General features: G+C 72.4%; 19 protein-coding genes. 13 read left to right on the top strand and 6 right to left on the bottom strand.

Going from position 1 to position 18,893, the window contains the following annotated elements; genetic code table 11:
- The first annotated feature begins 149 nt into the window (after positions 1 to 149).
- The 3 genes from AOM01_RS05550 (at position 150) to AOM01_RS05540 (ending at position 3,054) form a co-directional block, all read left to right on the top strand.
- Positions 150 to 818, top strand: coding sequence for a GntR family transcriptional regulator (locus AOM01_RS05550; protein WP_062290230.1), 669 nt, complete (start codon positions 150 to 152; stop codon positions 816 to 818).
- A gap of 263 nt (positions 819 to 1,081) precedes the next feature.
- Complete coding sequence (locus AOM01_RS05545; protein ID WP_062290227.1) at positions 1,082 to 2,293, top strand: acyl-CoA dehydrogenase family protein; 1,212 nt, start codon at positions 1,082 to 1,084, stop codon at positions 2,291 to 2,293.
- A 32-nt stretch (positions 2,294 to 2,325) separates the two neighbouring features.
- A complete protein-coding gene (locus AOM01_RS05540) occupies positions 2,326 to 3,054 on the top strand; it encodes a dienelactone hydrolase family protein (RefSeq protein ID WP_062290224.1) in 729 nt (242 codons plus the stop codon).
- A 356-nt stretch (positions 3,055 to 3,410) separates the two neighbouring features.
- Here AOM01_RS05540 and AOM01_RS05535 read toward each other — a convergent pair whose 3' ends face one another.
- The gene (locus AOM01_RS05535; RefSeq protein WP_062290222.1) at positions 3,411 to 3,914 is read right to left on the bottom strand and encodes a MauE/DoxX family redox-associated membrane protein; all 504 of its coding nucleotides are present in this window, start codon (positions 3,912 to 3,914) and stop codon (positions 3,411 to 3,413) included.
- A gap of 55 nt (positions 3,915 to 3,969) precedes the next feature.
- On the opposite strand from AOM01_RS05535, the gene AOM01_RS05530 reads away from it, so the two are divergent.
- Together AOM01_RS05530 and AOM01_RS05525 are read left to right on the top strand one after the other, a co-directional pair.
- Entirely contained in the window at positions 3,970 to 4,554 is a 585-nt protein-coding gene (locus tag AOM01_RS05530) for a TetR/AcrR family transcriptional regulator (RefSeq protein WP_062290219.1), read from the top strand.
- A gap of 62 nt (positions 4,555 to 4,616) precedes the next feature.
- Positions 4,617 to 5,267: an NAD(P)-dependent oxidoreductase gene (locus tag AOM01_RS05525; RefSeq protein ID WP_062290217.1), complete on the top strand. Its 651-nt coding sequence runs from the start codon at positions 4,617 to 4,619 to the stop codon at positions 5,265 to 5,267.
- A 260-nt stretch (positions 5,268 to 5,527) separates the two neighbouring features.
- Here the strand turns inward: AOM01_RS05525 and AOM01_RS05520 are convergent, their stop codons facing one another.
- Positions 5,528 to 7,987, bottom strand: a complete 2,460-nt coding sequence (locus AOM01_RS05520) for a lysylphosphatidylglycerol synthase transmembrane domain-containing protein (protein WP_062290214.1) — start codon at positions 7,985 to 7,987, stop codon at positions 5,528 to 5,530.
- A gap of 49 nt (positions 7,988 to 8,036) precedes the next feature.
- Positions 8,037 to 8,849, bottom strand: coding sequence for a CPBP family intramembrane glutamic endopeptidase (locus tag AOM01_RS05515; protein WP_062290951.1), 813 nt, complete (start codon positions 8,847 to 8,849; stop codon positions 8,037 to 8,039).
- A gap of 48 nt (positions 8,850 to 8,897) precedes the next feature.
- Between AOM01_RS05515 and AOM01_RS05510 the strand changes: the two genes are divergently transcribed.
- Positions 8,898 to 9,590: an MOSC domain-containing protein gene (locus AOM01_RS05510; protein WP_062290211.1), complete on the top strand. Its 693-nt coding sequence runs from the start codon at positions 8,898 to 8,900 to the stop codon at positions 9,588 to 9,590.
- Between the two features lie 12 nt (positions 9,591 to 9,602).
- On the opposite strand, the gene AOM01_RS05505 is transcribed toward AOM01_RS05510, so the two are convergent.
- Together AOM01_RS05505 and purB are read right to left on the bottom strand one after the other, a co-directional pair.
- A complete protein-coding gene (locus AOM01_RS05505; protein WP_062290208.1) occupies positions 9,603 to 10,448 on the bottom strand; it encodes a hypothetical protein in 846 nt (281 codons plus the stop codon).
- A gap of 230 nt (positions 10,449 to 10,678) precedes the next feature.
- On the bottom strand, positions 10,679 to 12,088 hold the full coding sequence (gene purB, locus AOM01_RS05500) for an adenylosuccinate lyase (protein WP_062290204.1): 1,410 nt from the start codon (positions 12,086 to 12,088) through the stop codon (positions 10,679 to 10,681).
- A 130-nt stretch (positions 12,089 to 12,218) separates the two neighbouring features.
- Between purB and AOM01_RS05495 the strand changes: the two genes are divergently transcribed.
- Positions 12,219 to 12,428, top strand: a complete 210-nt coding sequence (locus tag AOM01_RS05495) for a hypothetical protein (protein ID WP_062290201.1) — start codon at positions 12,219 to 12,221, stop codon at positions 12,426 to 12,428.
- The gene (locus tag AOM01_RS05490; protein ID WP_156155850.1) at positions 12,425 to 13,717 is read left to right on the top strand and encodes a hypothetical protein; all 1,293 of its coding nucleotides are present in this window, start codon (positions 12,425 to 12,427) and stop codon (positions 13,715 to 13,717) included. Before AOM01_RS05495 ends, AOM01_RS05490 begins: the two co-directional genes overlap by 4 nt.
- Before the next feature lie 3 nt (positions 13,718 to 13,720).
- Here AOM01_RS05490 and AOM01_RS05485 read toward each other — a convergent pair whose 3' ends face one another.
- A complete protein-coding gene (locus AOM01_RS05485) occupies positions 13,721 to 14,110 on the bottom strand; it encodes a phage holin family protein (RefSeq protein ID WP_169746521.1) in 390 nt (129 codons plus the stop codon).
- Positions 14,111 to 14,158: 48 nt separating this feature from the next.
- Between AOM01_RS05485 and hisC the strand changes: the two genes are divergently transcribed.
- Genes hisC through AOM01_RS05460 form a run of 5 tightly spaced genes read left to right on the top strand, consistent with a single transcriptional unit; the run spans position 14,159 to position 18,892 of the window.
- Positions 14,159 to 15,256, top strand: coding sequence for a histidinol-phosphate transaminase (gene hisC / locus AOM01_RS05480; protein WP_062290192.1), 1,098 nt, complete (start codon positions 14,159 to 14,161; stop codon positions 15,254 to 15,256).
- The gene (locus AOM01_RS05475; RefSeq protein WP_062290190.1) at positions 15,238 to 16,314 is read left to right on the top strand and encodes a glycosyltransferase family 2 protein; all 1,077 of its coding nucleotides are present in this window, start codon (positions 15,238 to 15,240) and stop codon (positions 16,312 to 16,314) included. The genes hisC and AOM01_RS05475 overlap by 19 nt, the downstream gene beginning before the upstream one ends.
- 22 nt (positions 16,315 to 16,336) lie before the next feature.
- The gene (locus AOM01_RS05470; protein WP_062290188.1) at positions 16,337 to 17,200 is read left to right on the top strand and encodes an ABC transporter permease; all 864 of its coding nucleotides are present in this window, start codon (positions 16,337 to 16,339) and stop codon (positions 17,198 to 17,200) included.
- On the top strand, positions 17,193 to 17,927 hold the full coding sequence (locus AOM01_RS05465; RefSeq protein WP_228374224.1) for an ABC transporter ATP-binding protein: 735 nt from the start codon (positions 17,193 to 17,195) through the stop codon (positions 17,925 to 17,927). The genes AOM01_RS05470 and AOM01_RS05465 overlap by 8 nt, the downstream gene beginning before the upstream one ends.
- On the top strand, positions 17,924 to 18,892 hold the full coding sequence (locus tag AOM01_RS05460) for a hypothetical protein (RefSeq protein ID WP_156155849.1): 969 nt from the start codon (positions 17,924 to 17,926) through the stop codon (positions 18,890 to 18,892). The genes AOM01_RS05465 and AOM01_RS05460 overlap by 4 nt, the downstream gene beginning before the upstream one ends.
- Position 18,893: the final 1 nt, after the last annotated feature.

The raw sequence follows: 18,893 nt of genomic DNA, 5'->3' as shown, positions 1-18,893 counted from the left end.
TGCATGTTTGACGTCGACGCAGCCGGGTGGCAGCGACCCATGGCCGGATGTGGGGGAGTGCCGCCGCGCCGGGCAGCGCTTGCGGGCGCCGGCGGCGCGGCGCGCGAGGGGAGCGCGGAGACGGTGGCCGCCTGCCCTACGCTGGGCGAATGAGCGATCGACCGCCGACCACCTCGCTCGTTGATCGCGCCTACGACCGCCTCCGCCGCGAGATCCTCGAATGCACCCTTCCTCCCGGATCGCAGGTGACGGAGCGCGCGCTCGCGGCGAAGTACGAGCTCGGCCTCGCCGCCGTGCGCGGCGCGCTCGTGCGCCTCACGGCCGACAACCTGCTCACTCCGATCCCACGCGTCGGCTACCAGGTCGCGCCCATCACCTTGCGCGGGATCATCCAGTTCTTCGAGGCCTGGGAGATCCTGGGTCCCCCGATCCTGCGGCTCGCGGTGACGCGGATGACGGACGAGCAGCGGGCCGAGATCGCTGCCCTCGAGGTGCCGGGCCCGACCGCGAGCGGCGAGGAGATGGTCGTCTACGCCACCAAGACATGGACCGTCGTCGTCGCGGCGGCTGACAACGTGCTCCTCGCCGACCTCTACCGACGGCTCGCGGGAGACATGCAGCGCATCTTCACGCTCGTGTGGAGGTCGGAGACCCTGAGCGCGATGCAGGTCCTCGGCATGTCGTCGGTGCTCTCGGCGACGCCTGGCGAGGCCGAGGAGCTGGCGCTGGCGTTCATCCGCGAGTCTCGAGCGCGCGTCACCGAGTGGCTGCTCACGTCGACGTCGCTCGCCAGCCATTCCGTCGACTTCCAGTTCTGACGCACCTGCCCGCGTGCCCGCATGCGGGTCGCGCGCGCACGGTCACGCGGGGCGGTGCGCCTGCTCGTCGCCCGTCGCATGTCCGCCTCCGGCAGATCGCCCTCGGGCCTGCGCCCCGACGCGTCCGGACCGAATTGCCGGAGGGGCTTGACCGAGCGCGCTGATATGTCAATACTCGGGTGTGAACTGACACGCAAATCCCGTGCCGTTCCATCCTCGTCGGCACCGGAGCCGGTCGGGGCATCGAGAGAAGGGCTTCAGCAATGACGCTGACCACGGAATCCCCGCAGCACCTCGACAACGCGGACATCATCGCCGCCATCATGCGCAAGCTCGAATCGGTCGCGGACGAGCTCAAGGCGGAGGCCGCGGCAACCGAGGAGGGGCAGAAGCTCACCGACCGTGCGATCGAGCTGCTTGTCGAGACCGGTGTGACTCGGGTGTTCCTGCCGAAGGAGCTCGGCGGCCTGGGCCTCTTCCCCGGTGAGGCGCTTCCGATCCTCGATCGGGTCGCGCAGATCGACGGCTCGATCGGCTGGGTCAACACGATCTTCGCCGCCGGCGGCCACATGATCGACTACCTTCAGTACGAGCCCGCGCGCGCGATCATCGACTCGGGCGAACCGTTGTTCGGCGCGGTGAGCAACGGTGCGGCGAGTGCCGTCGCGGTGGAAGGCGGCTGGAGGCTCACCGGCTCGTACCGGTACGCGAGCGGATCGAAGCACACCCGCTTCATCTTCACGCCCGCCCGGAAGATCGTGGACGACCAGCCGGTCGACGGCCCGCCGGCGATGTTCGCGATCCCGACCTCGGAGATCAGCTACGGCGGTGGCTGGGACACCATCGGGCTGCGCGGCACCGGCAGCGTCGACTTCACGTTCACCGACGTCTTCGTGCCGGCCGACCACGAGGCGGTGGTGCTCGGTGCGCCGATCCTCGGCGGCGACGAGGCGTTGGGTGGTGTCGGCCTGCTCATCCCTCTCATGCATCTCGGCTTCGCCACCGGGATCACCCGGCGGATGCTCGACGACGCAGCGGCGAACGCGAGCCGGCCCCCGACGCGACCGGGTGCAAGGCGCCAGGCCGACAACGACCGCTTCCGGATGGAGTTCGCGCAGCACGAGATGAAGGCGCGCGCCGCGCGTGCACTCGTCGCCGAGGTGCTGCAGGACATCGACGACACCCTGCGCGAGGGCTGCGGCCTGTCGCGCGCGCAGACATCGATGCTGATGGGGGCGAACATCCACGCGCACGACGTCGCTCGCGAGATCGCCGAATGGGCGTACCGACGCGGAGGCGGCATCACCCTGCGCGCCGGCGACACGCAGCGGGCGATCCGCGACGCCCTCGCGGGTGTCCAGCACTTCATCGTGGACGACTCGCACATGATCAACGTGGGCTGGGATCTCCTCGGTGCGCCCCCGAACTACATCTGGATGGGCCCGACCTTCGGCCCGATCCCGGGCACCGAGTGAACCGGCGTCCCTCCCCACATGAAAGGCTGCACATGACAATCGAGACCGGCGAGCACAACGGTGTGCCGCTGCGGTTCGCGCGTACCGACGGTGCGCCCCGCGGGGGCGTCATCGTCCTCCATCAGGCGCCGGGGTACACCCCCCAGATCGAGGAGTGGCTCGAGCGGCTTGCAGCGCACGGTTACACGGCGGTGGCACCGATGCTGCACCACCGGCGCGGCGGAGCGCTGATCGACCCGTTCGACTTCCCGAGCATCGAGGAGTTCGCGCTCGCGATGCCGGGCGACGACTCGACGGGGGCCGATATCGCGAGCGCCATGGAATTCCTGCGCGGTCTCGGGATCGATGGCTCGCGGATCGGCGTGCTGGGATTCTCGTTCGGAGGTCGCGCGGCCCTGGTCGCCGCGCTCGAGGGCTCGGTGGCCGCGGCCGCCAGCTACTACGCCAACGGCATCATCGAGCCCGCGTACGGCGAGCATCCGGGACTCCTGGCTCTCGGGGACCGGCTCGGCGCGCTCGAGACGCCGTGGCTCGGGCTCTTCGGTGCCGACGACTTCCTTCTCGCGGAGGGCGAGCTCGACACCATCGAAGAGGCTCTGGGTGGCGCGTCGGCGGAAACCCAGGTGGTCCGCTACGACGGGGCGGGCCATGCCTTCGATCTGGAGGAGTTCATGCCCGGGATGCCCAGCCCGCTCGTGCCTGAAGCCGCCGAGGACGCGCGAACCCGCACGCTGGCGTTCTTCGAGCAGCACATCGGCTAAGAGGGGGCATCAGGCCGCCACGCCGGTCCCGCACCGCCACGGTGCGGGACCGGCGCTGGACGCCCAGCGAGCGCAACAACGGCTGGCCCGACGACCTTGTCGCGTGGGTGCCTAGGTTGGCACGTTGCCACGATGTGCGCCCGCACAACCGAGACGACCGGCAAGCACGCACGGGTGCGCTACATCGTGGCAATTCCTCGACACCGCGGTCTACCTTGGGATTCTTCCGTCAGTGTCGGAGGCTGCCGGTCACCGACCGCTGTGGTCGCCGCGCAGGTGTCCGCGCTGCAACGCGCGGCGCGATCAGGCGCGTGTGCGGTGGTGCGGTCGCGAATGGCGGGAGCCGTCGGCACTTCCTACGCGTCCCGCATCCATCCGTCAAGCGACAGGCGCGAGCGGGGCAGCACGACGAGGAATGCGCCCAGAGCGATGAAGCCGGCGCGTTCGAGCAGGTGGAGGGGGTAGTTGGTGGTGCCTTCTGCGACCTCGCCGCCTCCGCCGAAGCAGCCGCAGTCGATGCTGAGGCCGTGCGCCCAGGCCCAGATGACGCCCGTGGTGTACGCGGCCATCATCGCGAGCCACATCACGGCCGCGGCGCGGGTGAAGAGCCCGGCGACCAGGAACGCCGCGAGGAGAAGCTCGAGGAACGGCTGCAGGGTGCCCACGAGGGGCACGACGGTCTCGGGGAGGATGCGGTAGGCGCGCACCGCGATGATCGACTGCGGGATGTCCAGCAACTTGGGCATCGCTGCGGCGATGAGGCTGGCGGCCATGCCGAGGCGGACCGCGGTGGACAGCCACGGCTGAACGGTGCTCCAGGCGATGCGGGACGTCGAGGTGTCCGGTGCGACGGTCGTCATGGTCCTCCCCCGGGGTCTGTGCGCGTGATCGTGTGAGTGGAAGTATATTAGTCAGGTGACAAACCGATCGCCTTCGCCGCGCCTCTCGCCCGACCAGCGGCGCGAGCAGATCGAGGCGGTCGCCGCGCGCCACTTCGCGCGCGACGGTGTGGCGGGTGCCTCCATGAGCGCGATCGCACGCGACGCGGGCGTGACCCGTCCGCTCGTCTACCACTACTTCCCCGGCAAGCAGAGCCTGCTCGAGGCGGTGCTGCAGCGCGAAGCGGACCGGCTGCTCGTCGCGACCGCCCCGGACGAGACCCGCTCGCCGCAGGAGAACATCGAGCGCGCGCTCCGTGCGTACTTCGCCCACTTCGCCGAGAGCTCCGGCGGTATCCGGGAGCTCTATGCCGCCGATGAGGCCGGCTCGCCCGAGGTGACTCGCATCGCTGCCGCGAACCACGTGGTCCAAGTCGACCGTCTCATCGCTGCGACCGGAGCGCCCGACACGCCGGAGCGTCGACTGTCGTTCGGCGCATGGCTCGCCTTCGTGGAGTTCACCGCGCGTCACGCCGCCGACGCGGGTGTTGGCACCGAGCAGGCCCTCGAGGCCTGCATGGGCGCATGGCGGAGCGTGCTCGAGTCGAGCACCGCGCCCTGAGCCCGCGCGGCATCAGCCGCCCCATCAACCCCTCGCCACCTAGTGATCCAGGAGCACAGCACATGAAGATCGTCGTCATCGGAGCAACCGGAAACGTCGGCTCGCGCACCGTGGACGAGGCGCTCGCCGCCGGGCACGAGGTCGTCGCGTACGTGCGTCGGCCCGAGGCCGTCGAGGCCCGCGCCGGCCTGACCGTGGCCGCAGGCGACGCCTCGGACAGCGCCGCGCTCGCCTCCGCGGCCGCGGGCGCGGACGCGGTGATCGTGGCCATCACCGGTTCCATGCGCGACGCGTCGTTCATGCAGCGCGCGCTGCCGAGCATCATCGACGCGGTCCGCACCGCCGCCGTTCAGCGCGTGGTGCTCGTCTCGGCGTTCGGCGCGGGCGATACCGCCCCGAAGGCCTCGGGCTTCGCACGCCTCCTCTACCGCACCGTGTTCAAGGGGTTCTTCGCCGACAAGGCCGCCGCCGACGCACAGCTGGTCGCCTCGGGCCTGGACTACACGATCACGTATCCGGTGAACCTCAAGGACTCCCCGACGCTGCCTGAGGCCGCGGTCCAGCCGCTCGCGACCGTCGCCAAGGTGCCGGGGCTTCCCACGCTGCCGTTCGCGAACGTCGCCAAGGCCCTCGTCGCGGTCGCCGTCGACCCCGCAGCCTCGGGCGCACGCCTGCTCATCACCACCCCCCAGGGGTGGACGCCTACCGCCTGACGCCCGGCCGACGCATCGGCCAGCCGCGCGATCGTCGGGTCATCGCAGCCTCGCCGTGGCCCGATTGGCGCGCCGATATGCCCACGACGAGGGCGGTCCCGCCCGGCCTGCTGACGTCTGCGGGCCTTGCGCGTGAGGCGAGGTGTGATGCGACGGCGGCCCCGGTGAGAAAGTGCGCACCTTGGATATTGCCGCACTAGAAAGGCAAGATTGCTCACCCAGGGTCCGATTGCCGAAGTTGAGCGACAACCGACAACAACCTACAACTCGCCCTTGCGCTCCAGGTACTTCATCGCGACGTACCCCAGGGGGATCCGCAGCCAGTAGGTCAGCAAGCGATAGACCAGCACCGCCGACAGCGCCACCGCATAGGGAAGCCCGGCACCGGTGAGCCCGGTGGTGAGCGCGATCTCGACCGCGCCCAGACCGCCAGGCGTGGGCACCGCGGCACCCACCGCGTTGCCCACGAAGAACAGCACGGCGACGTCGATGACCGCGAGGTGCTGGTTGAACGCCAGCAGCGAGGACTGGAAGGCGCCCACGAACCCGACGGTGAGCAGCAGGTTTCCGGCGATGCCGAGCGCGAGGCGCCACGGCTGGCCCATCACCTGGGTGAGGCGCGGCCAGGTCTGACGCAGCATCGGCATGACGCGCTTCATCGCCCACCCGCGCACGGCCGGCACCAGCAGCGCGGCCACGATCACCAGCACCACCACGCCGAACGCGATCACCACCGCGGTCGAGGGCAGTGCGGCCAGCGCGCCTTGCGACCCGGACGCCAGCGTGAGCCCCACCAGGCCCAGCACGGTGACCACCACGGAGCTCACCTGCACCAGCGCCACGGTCGCGACCGCCAGCGGAGTGGGCACCTTGCGCTTGGTGAGCAGGCGCAGGTTCAGCGCGGCCGGCCCGACGCCCGCCGGCACCGCCACCGAGATGTACGCCGCCGCCACCTGCGTGAGCAGCACCCGGGAGAACGGCACCTTCACCGGGCTGAACGCCACGAGCGCCAGCGCGGCGCCCACGAACGTCAGCAGCGCCCACATGAAGCCGACCACCAGCCACCACGGGTTCGCCTGCTGCACCGCGTCGATGAACTGCTGGGTGTTGAAGCTCGCGAGGATCACCACCGCGGCCACGAGGCCGAGCGCGATGGTCAGGACGGTGCGGCCGCCGAAGCGCACGATGTTCTCGCTCGCGACCTCGGCCTCCGGCGAACGCTCGAGGATCGCCTCGCGCACCGCCTCGAGCACCTTGCCGTGCTCGCTCTCCTTGAGCGCCGCGCGGGTGTGCGGCGGCAGCGCGATGGTCTGCAGCAGCGGCGCCGCCTGCTCGACGGGCTCCGCGCCCAGCGCCCGGAACGCCGAGTCCACCGCACGCTGCGCGCCCACCCGCGCCGCGATCAGCGCGAGCACCTGCGCCACGTCGATCCGCTGCGCGAACGTGCTGGTGGCGGCCTCGCCCATCTCCCAGGACGTGAGCCACACGGCGGGATCCGTCTCGACGTCCTCGCTCACCAGGATGGTGTCCGCGTTGAGCTGGCGGTGCGAGATTCCGGCGGAGTGCGCCGTCGCGATCTCCGCCCACAGCGCGTCGAGCACCGCGTCGGTCAGCTCCGCGGCGGGCACGTCCGCGAGCGGCCTTGCGGCCGGCGGGCGCTGGTAGACCAGGAGCATCGTGTCGCGGATCTGGCCCATCCCTAGTACGCGCCCCGTGCGCACCCCGGCCACGCGCGCGGCGTGCGACACCAGGGCCGTGGCCTCCGCGCTCTGGCGCAGCGACACGTCGGGGCGGGTGTCGATGCCGCGCAGTCGCAGCGAGGTCCACATCTTCGACACGAAGCCCGCCGCCTGCTGGTCGCCGTCGAGCGCGACCACCAGCAGGTGGTGCCCCTCGACCGTGGTCATCGCGTACACGCGCCCCTGGCGCGTCCGGGCCAGTGCGTCGGTGACGGCGTCGAGCTCGGGGTGCACCGCATCGTGCCCGATGTCGGCCCGTACGAGGGACTGCGCACGGAAGCCCGCGCGACGCAACCCCTCGACCAGGCTGTCGCCGTACGCGCGGTCGGCCGTCGATCCCAGCCAGTAGCGCAGCGCGAGCCCCGCGAGGCGACCCAGCAGCACCGTGAGCAGCGCGGAGGGGATGGTCACCACGCCGAAGATCACCGCGATGGCGAGCCCGAACCACAGCATGTTCCACGACAGCGACAGGCTGCGGCGCGTCGACCGGCGTCCGGCGGCGGTGAGCAGCGCGCTGATCGCGCCCACGTACGCGGGCAGCTGGAGCATCTCGGCGCCGCGAGGGGTGAGGCTCGCCTGCAGCGCCTCGCCGCCCCAGCCGTAGAGCATGAGCGCCGCGATCAGGGTCACGATCACGCCCAGCACGCCCGCGCCCAGCGCCTCGATGATGCGGCGCGGCTCGCGTCGCACCAGCATGTCCGTGATGATCACGGCGGGGATCACGATCGCGAGGATCGCGGTGAACAGGTTGACGGGTGCGACCAGCAGGCGCTGCAGGAACGGCGAGATCGAGGAGATGTCCTGCGTGAGGCCCTCGGTGGTGCCGATCGCGAACTCGCCCAGCAGCAGCACGCCCACGATGCCGACAGCGGTGCCCGCGATCCCGATGACGTCGGTGAAGCGGCGGACGCGCGTCTCGGGCTCGTCGACTATCCGGACCGTCGGCGCGTCGGCGCGCGGCACGGGGACGTCGGCGGTCATGCGGCGAGTCTACGGGCGCCCGCCCGGCGCTTGCGGGACCACGCAGGGGTCATGCGACCCCGAGCGACTCGAGCCACCCGTGGGGCACCACCTCGGGCCCGATGAACGCGACCGCGTCGAGCGTCCAGTGCGCCAGCACCAGCGGCGCCAGCCGCCCGCGGCGGACGTACACCCAGCCGAACACCAGGCCCATCACCACATTGCCGAGCGCCATGGGCCAGCCCTGGTACAGGTGGTAGGCGCCGCGCAGCAGCGCCGCGAGGATGATCGCCGTCCAGGGCGACCGCCCCAGGTCACGCAGACGGGTGAGCACGAACCCGACCACGACGAACTCCTCGAGCACGCCCGCCGCCGCGGCGGACAGCAGCAGGATGGTCGCCGACCACCACATGTCCGGCAGGCCCGACGTGTCGATGGTGACGGTCTGCCCGAGCGCCCGCGAGATCGCGTACAGCGCGAGCCCCGGCAGCCCGATGCACGCCGCGAGGATCGCGCCCCACCCGACGTCGCCCCACCACCGGCGCGCGGGTCCCACCAGGCCGAGCCTCACGCGGGACGATGCCCCGTGCTGGCTCAGCAGGTACAGCGCCAGGGCGACGGGCACCAGGGCGAAACCGATCCCGAGGACCTGCCGCATGAGGTCGATCCAGTCGATGGACGAGCGGCTCGGGTTCAGCGTGGTGGTCTGGCCCGAGATGGGCGTGGTGTCGACGTAGCGCTCGATGAGGCGGATCGCGGCGTACACGGCGGTCTGCCCGAGCGACAGTCCGAGCACGATCCACACCTCGGCGCGCATGCGCGCCCTCGACGGGAGGGTGACCGCGGAGGGGGCTGCGGCGGGCGCGGGGGCTGCGATGTCCATCGTCACGACACTCTAACGAGCGGGAGTTCCCGGCCCTACGCTGGCGGGATGCGCATCGTCTCCCTGGACCGGTACCCCGTCAAGGCCATGCACGGCGAGACGCTTCAGTCCGTCGAGGTCGACGCGCGGGGCCTGGCGGGTGACCGCGCGCTCGCGGTCCTCGACGCGCGCGGGCTGTTCGCGGCCGGCAAGCGCGGCAGCCGCTGGCGCCCGCTCGAGGAGGTCATGGCCTACACGGCGCGCACGGTGGACGATGCGGTGGTGGTCTCGCGCGGCGACCGCGCCTGGGTCGCGGGGTCGCCCGAGCTCGACGCCGAGCTGAGCGTCGCGATGGGCGAGCCGCTCGCGGTTGAAGGCGAGACGCCGGGGGAGCGGACGTTCTTCGACTCACGGCCCGTCTCGGTGGTCGGGACCGCGACGCTGGACTGGTGCCGCGCGGAGCTGGGCGCGGACGCGGACCCGCGCCGGCTGCGCGTCAACGTGGTGGTCGAGACGTCCGAGCCGTTCGAGGAGGAGGGCTGGATCGGGTCGCTGGTGGACCTGGGTGCGGTCCGGCTGCGGGCGGTCAAGCGCAACGAGCGCTGCCGCGTCATCGACCTCGCGCAGAACGGCGCCGAGGGCACCACCCGCTGGCTCAAGCCGCTGGGGGAGCGCCGGGACGCATGCGTGGCGGTGTACTGCGAGGTCGCGGTGCCCGGCGTGATGCGGGTGGGCGATGCGGTCACGGTCGTCGCGAACTGAGGTTGTCGCGCTTCAGGCTCCGGGGCGGGCCCGGCACAGCCCCCGCGGCTCCGCCCACACGGCGCGACCGGAGGCGTCTCCCGGCAGCGCGGGGTAGGCGGCGTCGAGCCCGAGCGTGCTCGCGCCAGTGGTCTTCAGCACGAGCAGCGCGGACGCGCCGGTTCCGACCGCCGCGCCCTGGAGTCGAGGCACGCCGTCGAGGGACAGGCCGAACACGGCGACGAAGCCGGGGTCCGAGCGGTCCGTGACGCCCGCGATCGTGGTGACGCGGTCGCATCGGCCGTCCAGCGCGATGGCGCCGGTGTCCGTGGGACCACCCGAGGTGCCGGTGGCATGCAGCACGCGCGCATAGTGCCACCCGTCGACGGTGGCGGGACCCACCCGCAGCGTCGAGCCGACGCGGTAGGGGACCAGCGAGATCCACCTCCACACGGTGACGGTGCGCGCGTCGCGCGCGGCCGCCCGTGACGCGGTGCCGTCGACGACCACCCGGTAGCGGGTCGCGCCCATGCCGCGCGCGGTGAAGGTGATCCTGAAGCTGCCGCGTGGCCCGACCGTGGTGCGGGAGCCGGCATGGACCCACGCGCCGTCGACCCGGCGCTGGAGGGTGACGGTCGCGCCGCGCAGGTTCGCCGAGGCCGTGCCGCGCGCCACGGCTCGCTCGCCCGCGATCAGGAGGGCGTCGCCAGCGGGCCGGATCGAGGTGATGGCGACGCGGCTCGTCGCCGTGCCCGAGGCCGCGGCGCGGGGCGACGCCGCGAGGTTGGCGGACAGGCCGAGCGCCAACGTGATCGCGAGCACCGCCGCCCACGACGCGACGCGCGTGCCGCGTCGGCGTGCGGAGCGTGCCTCGGCCATCGTCCCCCCGGATCGCGTGAGCGGCCGGGCGGGCCCCGGCGGCGCTCCGGTCGAACCTAGCAATCCGGGTCGAACCGGACAACAGCCTGGGGACAACCCGCCCCGCCGTCCCCGCGCGCTGATCCACACGAGATCACCGCTGGTCCACCAGAAGGCGCCCGAATCGACGCGGGTTGCGACGATCGGGTCCGATCGGAACGTGTGCGTGTGGACAGGCGTCCGAGGGCGCGTTACGCCAGGTAGCCGTCGACCAGCTGCTCCGCGAGGCCCACGTAGGTGCCCGGGGTGAGCGCGGCGAGCCGGTCCTTGGTCTCCGCGGGCAGCTCGAGGCCTCCCACGAAGGTCTGGATCGCGGCGGCGTCGATGGTCTGCCCGCGGGTGAGGTCCTTGAGGCGCTCGTACGGGTTCTCCATGCCGGGCACGCCCGCGACGGCGGCGGCGCGCATCGCCGACTGGATGGGCTCCGCGAGCACCTCCCACGAGGCGTCGAGGTCCGCGGCCAGCGCGGCCTCGTTCACGGTGAGCGCCTTGAGGCCGCGGCGCACGTTGTCGATCGCGAGCAGCGAGTGGCCGAACGCGGTGCCGATGTTGCGCTGCGAGCTCGAGTCCGTGAGGTCGCGCTGGAGCCGCGAGGTCACGAGCGTCGCGCCGAGCGTGTCGAACAGCGCCGCCGAGATCTCGAGGTTCGCCTCGGCGTTCTCGAAGCGGATGGGGTTGATCTTGTGCGGCATCGCGGAGGACCCGATCGCGCCCTTGACGGCGGCCTGCGCGAAGTAGCCGAGCGACACATACGTCCACACGTCGGTCGCGAGGTTGTGCAGGATGCGCCCGAAGCGGGCGACGTCCGCGTACAGCTCGGCCTGCCAGTCGTGGCTCTCGATCTGCGTGGTGAGCGGGTTCCACGTGAGCCCAAGGCCCTCGACGAAGGTCCGCGACACCTCGATCCAGTCGGTGCCGGGCACCGCGGCCGTGTGCGCGCCGAACGTGCCGGTCGCGCCGTTGATCTTGCCCAGGTACTCCTGGCCCTCGACGCGGTGCAGCTGGCGACCCAGGCGGTGCGCGAGCACCGCGAACTCCTTGCCGAGCGTGGTGGGCGTGGCGGTCTGGCCGTGGGTGCGCGACAGCATCGGCGTGGCCTTGGCCTTGCGCGCGAGGTCCGCGACGTCGTCGACCAGCGCGGTCGCGGCGGGCAGCCACACGTCCTGGACGGCGCCCTTGACCATGAGCGCGTACGAGAGGTTGTTGATGTCCTCCGACGTGCACGCGAAGTGCACCAGCTCGCTCAGCGGCTCGAGGCTCGTGCCCTTGATGCGGGCCTTGATGACGTACTCGATCGCCTTGACGTCGTGGACGGTGACCCGCTCGAAGTCGGCGTGCTCGGCGATGCCGGCGGCGTCGAAGCCCGCGGGGATGCCGCGCAGCAGGTCCTTCTCCTCGGCGGTGAGCGCGCGGGTGCCGGGCACCGCGGCGGTCGCGCACAGGTGGATGAACCACTCGACCTCGACGTGGAGGCGCATGCGGTTGAGCGCGGGCTCGGACAGGTGGTCGACCAGCGGGGCGACGGCGCCGCGGTAGCGACCGTCGAGGGGGCCGAGCGCGATCGCGGGCTCGAGGGCGGCGAGGGAGGTCCAGGAGTTCACGCGGACATTGTTCCACGCACGGCCCGCGCACGGTCCGGCCGTGGTCCCCGGCCCCGGGGACGATGCGCGCCATCCCCAGGCGGCCGCCTCGCCCTGTCGCGGGGTCGGGCGGGCACCCTACGGTCGCCGCATGGATGACGTCGGGGGGCTCGTGGAGCGGGCGCGAGCCGCGTGCGACGCCGCCATCGCGCGCCTCGAGGCCGGCAGGGATGTGCGCTGGGAGGGCATCAACGCCCGCGCGTACGCGGCGCGGCTCGACGAGGCCGCGCTGCGGGTGACGGCGCTGCGCGCCCAGGTCGACGGGGCGGCGCCCGCGCTCGCGCCGTGGGCGGCCGGATGACCGAGCCCATCTGGTCGCACGGCGGCGCGGGCGGCGTGCACGCCGTGCTGGAGGACCTCGACCATGCCGCGGGTGCGCTTGGGGCCGCGGCGGCCGAGCTCGCCGACGCGGCGCGTGCGCTGGCCGTCGCCGCCCACGTGGCCGGATGGACACCCGACCGCGCGCCCGCGTCGCCGGCCCTCGCGGAGGCAGCCGCGGCATCGTCCCGCGAGGCCGACGCGCTCGACGCCCTCGCCGCCGCGCTGCGGGCCGCCGCCACGGCCTACCTCGAGGGGGAGGCCGCGGCGCGCCAGGGCGTGTCGCTGGTGGGGAGCGCGGGAGAGGGAGTGGCGGACTGGTTCGGTTCGGTGGTGTGGGGGATGCGGACGGCGATCGGCATGCAGGGCCTCAACCCGCTCGTGGGCGGGGTCCGTGACGTAGGGCAGCCCCCGACCACCGGATGGATGGGTCGCGACGAGGCCTCCGGCGCGGTCGGGCTGCTCGGCGACCACTACGGCGAGGTGGTCGCGGCGCTCGCGGTCGCGCTGCGCCAGGCGGAGGCGTGGGAGCCGCCGTACCGGGCGGTAGCCGCCGGGGAGCCCGTGGAGGCGCGGGCTCCGGACTCGCTCGCGCAGGTGATGGGAAGGCTGGCGTGGCTGCAGGCCGAGGGGGACGGCACCGTCGCGATCGAGACAGTCCGCGGCCTCGCGGGCACCCGACACCTGGTCTACGTGCCGGGCACGGAGGACTGGTGGGTCTCCTCGGGCAACCCGGCGGACATGCAGTCGAATCTCACGTCGGTGCTGGGCGCGTGGTCGGACGCCGCGCGCGCCGTCACCGATGCGATCGCCGCGCACGGCATCCCGCCCGAGGAGCCGGTGCTGCTCGCGGGGCACAGCCAGGGCGGCATGGTGGCCGCCGTGGTCGCGGCAGCGCTTGCGGACCGCTTCCGCGACGTCCGGGTGGTCACCGCCGGATCGCCCACGGGACGCATCGCGCTCCCGACCGCCGTGCCCGCGCTGCACCTTGAGAACACGCGCGACCTGGTGCCGGGCCTGGACGGCCGGGCCAACCCCGACCGGGCGAACCGGGTGACGGTGTCGCACGACCGCCGCCGTTCGGCGCGCCCCGACGCCCCCGACGGCTCGCGCACCGTCGCGCAGGCGCACGGCATCGACGGCTACGCGGCGACCGCGCGCCTGGTCGACGAGGGCGTCTCCGACTCGACCCGCGCATGGATGGCGGGCGCCGCGCCTCTGCTGGCGGGTGGTCGGTCGACCGTCACCGCGTACCGACCGGTGACGGGATGAAGGTCAGCGCTTGGCCGCCCCGGGCACCACCGAGGTGAGGATCGCCGTGATGATGCTGATGAGCAGCGCGGCGAACAGCGTCTCCCAGAAGTCGCCGATGGTGAGCTCCGCCCACGGCACCAGCGTGGTGAGCCACGCGGTCAGCCACAGCATGAACCAGGCCGTCACCAGGGCGAACAGTCCCAGCGTGAGGATCTTGATCGGCAGCGACAGGAGGTCGACCACCGGCTTGATCAGCATGTTCGTGGCCGCCATGACCGCACCCACCAGGAGGAAGACGCCGATGCGCGCCCACGTGCCGCCATCGCCTCCCTGGACCTCGACGCCCAGCGGGAGGAGCGTGACGAGCCAGACCGCGACGGCGGAGATGCCGGAGATGAGGACGAAGCGCATGGCGGTCATTGTTCCACGCCCCCTTCACGGGGTGACATCCTGGTGCGCATGCCCGACGCGCACCCCATCGCCCTGCCCGAGCCGCGCCCCGCCGTGGCCGCCCTGCCCGCCTACGTGCCGGGCGCGCGCGGAGCCGCGGACGCGCCGCCGCCGGTCAAGCTGTCCTCCAACGAGACCCCGCACGGTCCGCTGCCGTCGGTGGTCGCCGCGGTCGAGGCCGCCGCCGCCGGCGTGACCCGCTACCCCGACATGGCCGCGACCGATCTGACCGCGCGCGTCGCGGACGCCGTGGGCCGCGACGCGTCGGAGGTGGTGGTGGGTGCCGGATCCGTCGCGGTGCTCGCGCACATCCTCCAGGCGTACACCGGCCCGGGCGACGAGGTCCTGTTCGCGTGGCGCAGCTTCGAGGCCTACCCGATCCTCGCCCGCATCGCGGGCGCCGAGCCCGTCATGGTCCCGCTGACTGCCGAGGCGCGTCACGACCTGCCCGCCATGATCGCGGCCGTCACCGCCCGCACGCGCGTGGTGATGCTGTGCTCGCCCAACAACCCCACCGGCCCGATCCTCACGCAGGCCGAGCTCGACGACTTCATGGCGGCGGTCCGCTCGGACGTGCTCGTGGTGCTCGACGAGGCCTACCTCGAGTACGTCCGTGACGACGCTGTCGCGGACGGACCGGCGTCGCTCGAGCGCTACCCGAACCTCGTGCTGCTGCGCACGTTCTCCAAGGCCTACGGTCTCGCCGGACTGCGCGTCGGCTACGCGGTGGGCCCGGCCGCGCTGCTCGCCCCGGTGCGCGCGTGCGTCACCCCGTTCTCCGTGTCCGGACCCGCGCAGGCCGCCGCGATCGCGTCGCTCGACGCGCGCGACGAGCTGCTCGAGCGTGCCGCCCTCGTGGTCGCCGAGCGCGCCCGCGTGCTCGAGGCGCTCCGCGCGGACGGCTGGACCGTGCCCGAGTCGCAGGGCAACTTCGTGTGGCTCGGCATCGGCGATGCGACCGCCGACCTGGTCGCGCACCTCGGCGCGCAGCAGCCCGCGATCCTGGTGCGCCCGTTCGCGGGCGAGGGCGTCCGCGTCACCATCGGCGCGCCCGAGGAGAACGATGCGCTGCTCGCCCGCCTCGCCACGTGGGACGGTCCGCGGTGACCTTCTCCGGCGAGACAGCGCGCGCCGCGGCCGGCGCCGGCGCACCGCTGCGCGTGTCGTTCGTCATGCCCGTGCTCAACGAGGAGGACTACGTCTCCGCGGCGGTCGAGAGCATCCTCGCGCAGGGCGGGCTCGACGAGCGCGAGGTCCTGCTGGTGCTGGGCGCGTCGACGGACCGCACCGACGAGGTGGTGGCCGCGCTCGCCGCGAGCCACACCGAGATCCGCGTGCTCCGCAACCCCCACAACGCCATCTCCCAGTCGATGAACATCGGCATCGCCGAGGCGCGCTTCCCCGTGGTGGTCCGCGTCGACGCCCACTCCGTGCTGCCCGCCGGCTACGCGGAGACCGCGGTGCGGTCGCTGCGTGCCGCCGGCGCGGTCAACCTGGGCGGGCGCATGCACGCCGAGGGTCAGACCCCGTACGAGGAGGCCGTCGCGTGGGGCTACAACTCCCCGGGCGGTCTGGGCGGAGCGGTCTATCACACCGGCGGCGAGGCCGGCCCGGCCGAGTCCGCCTACCTGGGCGTCTTCGACCGCGCCGCGGTGCTCGCGATCGGCGGCTTCGACGAGTCGCTGTCCCGCGGCGAGGACTGGGACCTCAACCGCCGCCTCATGGCGCGCGGCGGGCTCGTGTGGTTCGAGCCCGCGCTCGACGTGATCTACCGGCCCCGCTCCTCGGTGAAGGCGCTCGCGAAGCAGTTCCACGCGTCGGGACGCTGGCGCGGCGAGATCATCCGGCGCCTCTCCGGACGCGTCCCCGTGCGGTACTTCGTGCCGCCCGCCCTGCTGGTCGCGCTCGTCGCGGGTGCCGCCATGATCGTCGCCGGCGCCCTCGTGGGAGGCCCCCCCGGCATCGTCCTCGCGGCGCTCGGCGCCCTCCCGTACGTGGTCTACCCGGCCTGGGTGGCGCTCACCGCGTTGCGCGCGGAGGTCCCCGGCGGCGTGCGTCTCAGGCTGCTCGGCGTCCTTCCCACCATGCACCTGTCTTGGGGCGTCGGTTGCGCGGCAGGTATCCTCATGCCGAGCAGGGGGCACAACGCCTTCGCAGGACGTTGAGGCTTTCACCCCGAGGAGATGTGTGACCGAGATCGACTACGCCGCGCTCGCGCGTGAGGCGGGGCTGGAGCGCGTCGGAGCGCGCCCCCCGTTGCCTGCGTACCTCAAGGAGATGTGGGAGCGCCGGCACTTCGCGACGCGGCTCGCCAGATACCGCATCGAGGCGCAGCTGTCGCAGAACCGGCTCGGCCTGGGCTGGGTGGTCCTCAGCCCGCTCCTGCAGGCGGCCGTCTACGGCTTCGTGTTCGGGCTCATCATGGACCGCGGCTCGCGCGCCGGCCTGAACTTCATCCCGTTCCTCGTGACCGGGTTCTTCGTGTTCCAGTTCTTCGCGCAGAGCTTCAGCCAGGGCGCGCGCTCCATCACCGGCAACGCGTCGCTGGTGCGCAGCCTGGGCTTCCCGCGCATGCTGCTGCCGGTCTCCGCGGTGATCCGCAACCTGTACGAGCTGGTGCCCATGATGGTGGTGCTGGCGTTCATCCTGGTGGGCTACGGCGAGTACCCGTCGTGGTCGTGGCTGCTGGTCCCGGCCGTGCTGTTCTTCATGATGCTGTTCAACGCCGGGATCGCGCTGATCGCCGCACGCCTCACGGTCCACCTGCGCGACTTCACGCAGATCGTGCCGATCATCACGCGGCTGATCCTGTACATGACGGGAATCTTCTACTCGCTCGAGCTGGTGCTCGCCGACAACCCGCCCTGGATGCTGACGCTCGCGCAGCTCAACCCGGTGCACGACTACATCCAGATGGTGCGCTCGATGGTGCTCGAGGGTCAGGAGTTCAACACCCTCATCCTGGTGACCGGGATCGTGGGCGGTATCGCGGTCTTCATCGGGGGCATCGTGTTCTTCTGGAGTGCCGAGGAGCGTTACGGGCGTGACTGACAAGCAGACGCCGACCGTGGTGGTCGACAACCTCCACGTCGACTACAAGATCTTCGCCTCGGGCAAGGCGGCCAAGGATCGCCGCTCGCTGCTCAGCAGGCAGCGCGGCGTGCGTGTGGTGCACGCGCTCAAGGGCGTGTCCTTCACCGCGTACGAGGGCGAGTCGATCGGGGTGATCGGCCACAACGGGTCCGGCAAGTCGACGCTCATGCGCGCCGTCGCCGGGCTCCAGCAGCCCGTCAAGGGTGCGGTGTACGCCTCGTCGCGTCCCTCGCTGCTGGGTGTCAACGCCGCCCTGCTCAGCGACCTCACCGGCGAGAAGAACGTCATCCTCGGTGGCCTCGCGCTCGGCATGACGCCCGAGGAGGTCGAGGAGCGCTACGACAGCATCGTCGAGTTCTCCGGCATCCGAGAGTTCATGGACCTGCCGATGCAGGCGTACTCGTCCGGCATGGCCGCGCGCCTGCGCTTCTCGATCGCGATCTCGCGCAACCACCAGATCCTGCTGGTCGACGAGGCCCTCGCCGTGGGCGACAAGGAGTTCCGCGAGAAGAGCGAGCAGCGCATCCGAGACCTGCGCGAGGAGGCCGGCACGGTGTTCCTGGTGAGCCACTCGATGCGCTCCATCATGGAGACCTGCACCCGGGTCATCTGGATCGACCACGGCACCCTGAAGATGGATGGCGAGCCCTCCGAAGTCATCCGCGAGTACAAGAAGTCGACTTGACCCCGTCGGTTCGCCGCGTGGGGTGGGTCGAGTCCCCGCTCCAGCTCATCAACGCCATCGAGGCGGCGGCGGGCGCGGACGAGGACACGCTGATCCTGCTGCGCCGCGGCGTGGCGCAGCTGGCCGACACCGCCGCGTGGCTCGAGCCGCACCTGCCCGCGACGGTCCGGTTCGACCACGCCACCGCCGCTACCGACCCGCGGTTCGCGGGCGCGTCCCGTCGGCTCGTCGGCGACCCGTTCTCCGGGCAGGTCCGTGCGGTGCTCGCCTCGCGCGCGGTCGGCGACCTCGTGGTCGTCGACGACGGCTCGGCGGCGCTGCACCTCGCCGCGGTGCTCGCCGGCACGCACGGCTTCTCCCGCATGGGCCAGCGCGAGCGACTGCACCAGCGCGCGCTCGGCCGTGTGAGCGGCCGCCGCCTCCGCGACGCCGCACGCGAGGGGCGTGTCACGCTCATGACCGCCTACGCCGACCACCCGGCCATGCCCGCGGTGCCCGGCGCCCGCATCGTCCCCAACCGGTACGCCTGGCTACGCGGGCTCGCGGCGGCCGCGCCCGCGACGCTGCCGCCCACCGTGGTGCTCGGCTCGGCGCTCGCGGTCGACGGGTACATCGACGACGACGCCTACGCACGATGGGTGCTGGCGCACGGCGCCGGGGCCGCCTACCTCCCGCACCGGCGCGAGACCCCGGCGTGGCTCGAGCGCGTCCGAGCCGGCGGGCTCGACGTCATCGACTCCGGGCTGCCCGCCGAGATCGTCCTGGGCGCCGACGCCGGCGTGAGGACCGTCACGTCCCTTCCGTCCAGCACGGGTGCCACGCTCGCGCGCGTGCTGCGCGACCATGCGACGCTCACCGTGACGCAGATCCCCGACGAGTGGTGGACTGGACGCGCGGACGCACCGTTCCGCGCGACCCTCGCCGCCCTCACCCTCACCGACCCCGCACCCACCGAGGAGGCCTGAC

Source organism: Demequina phytophila (assembly GCF_000971135.1).
Taxonomy (GTDB): domain Bacteria; phylum Actinomycetota; class Actinomycetes; order Actinomycetales; family Demequinaceae; genus Demequina; species Demequina phytophila.
Note: the sequence above shows the minus strand (reverse complement) of the source record. Positions and strands in the feature narration are given on the sequence as shown.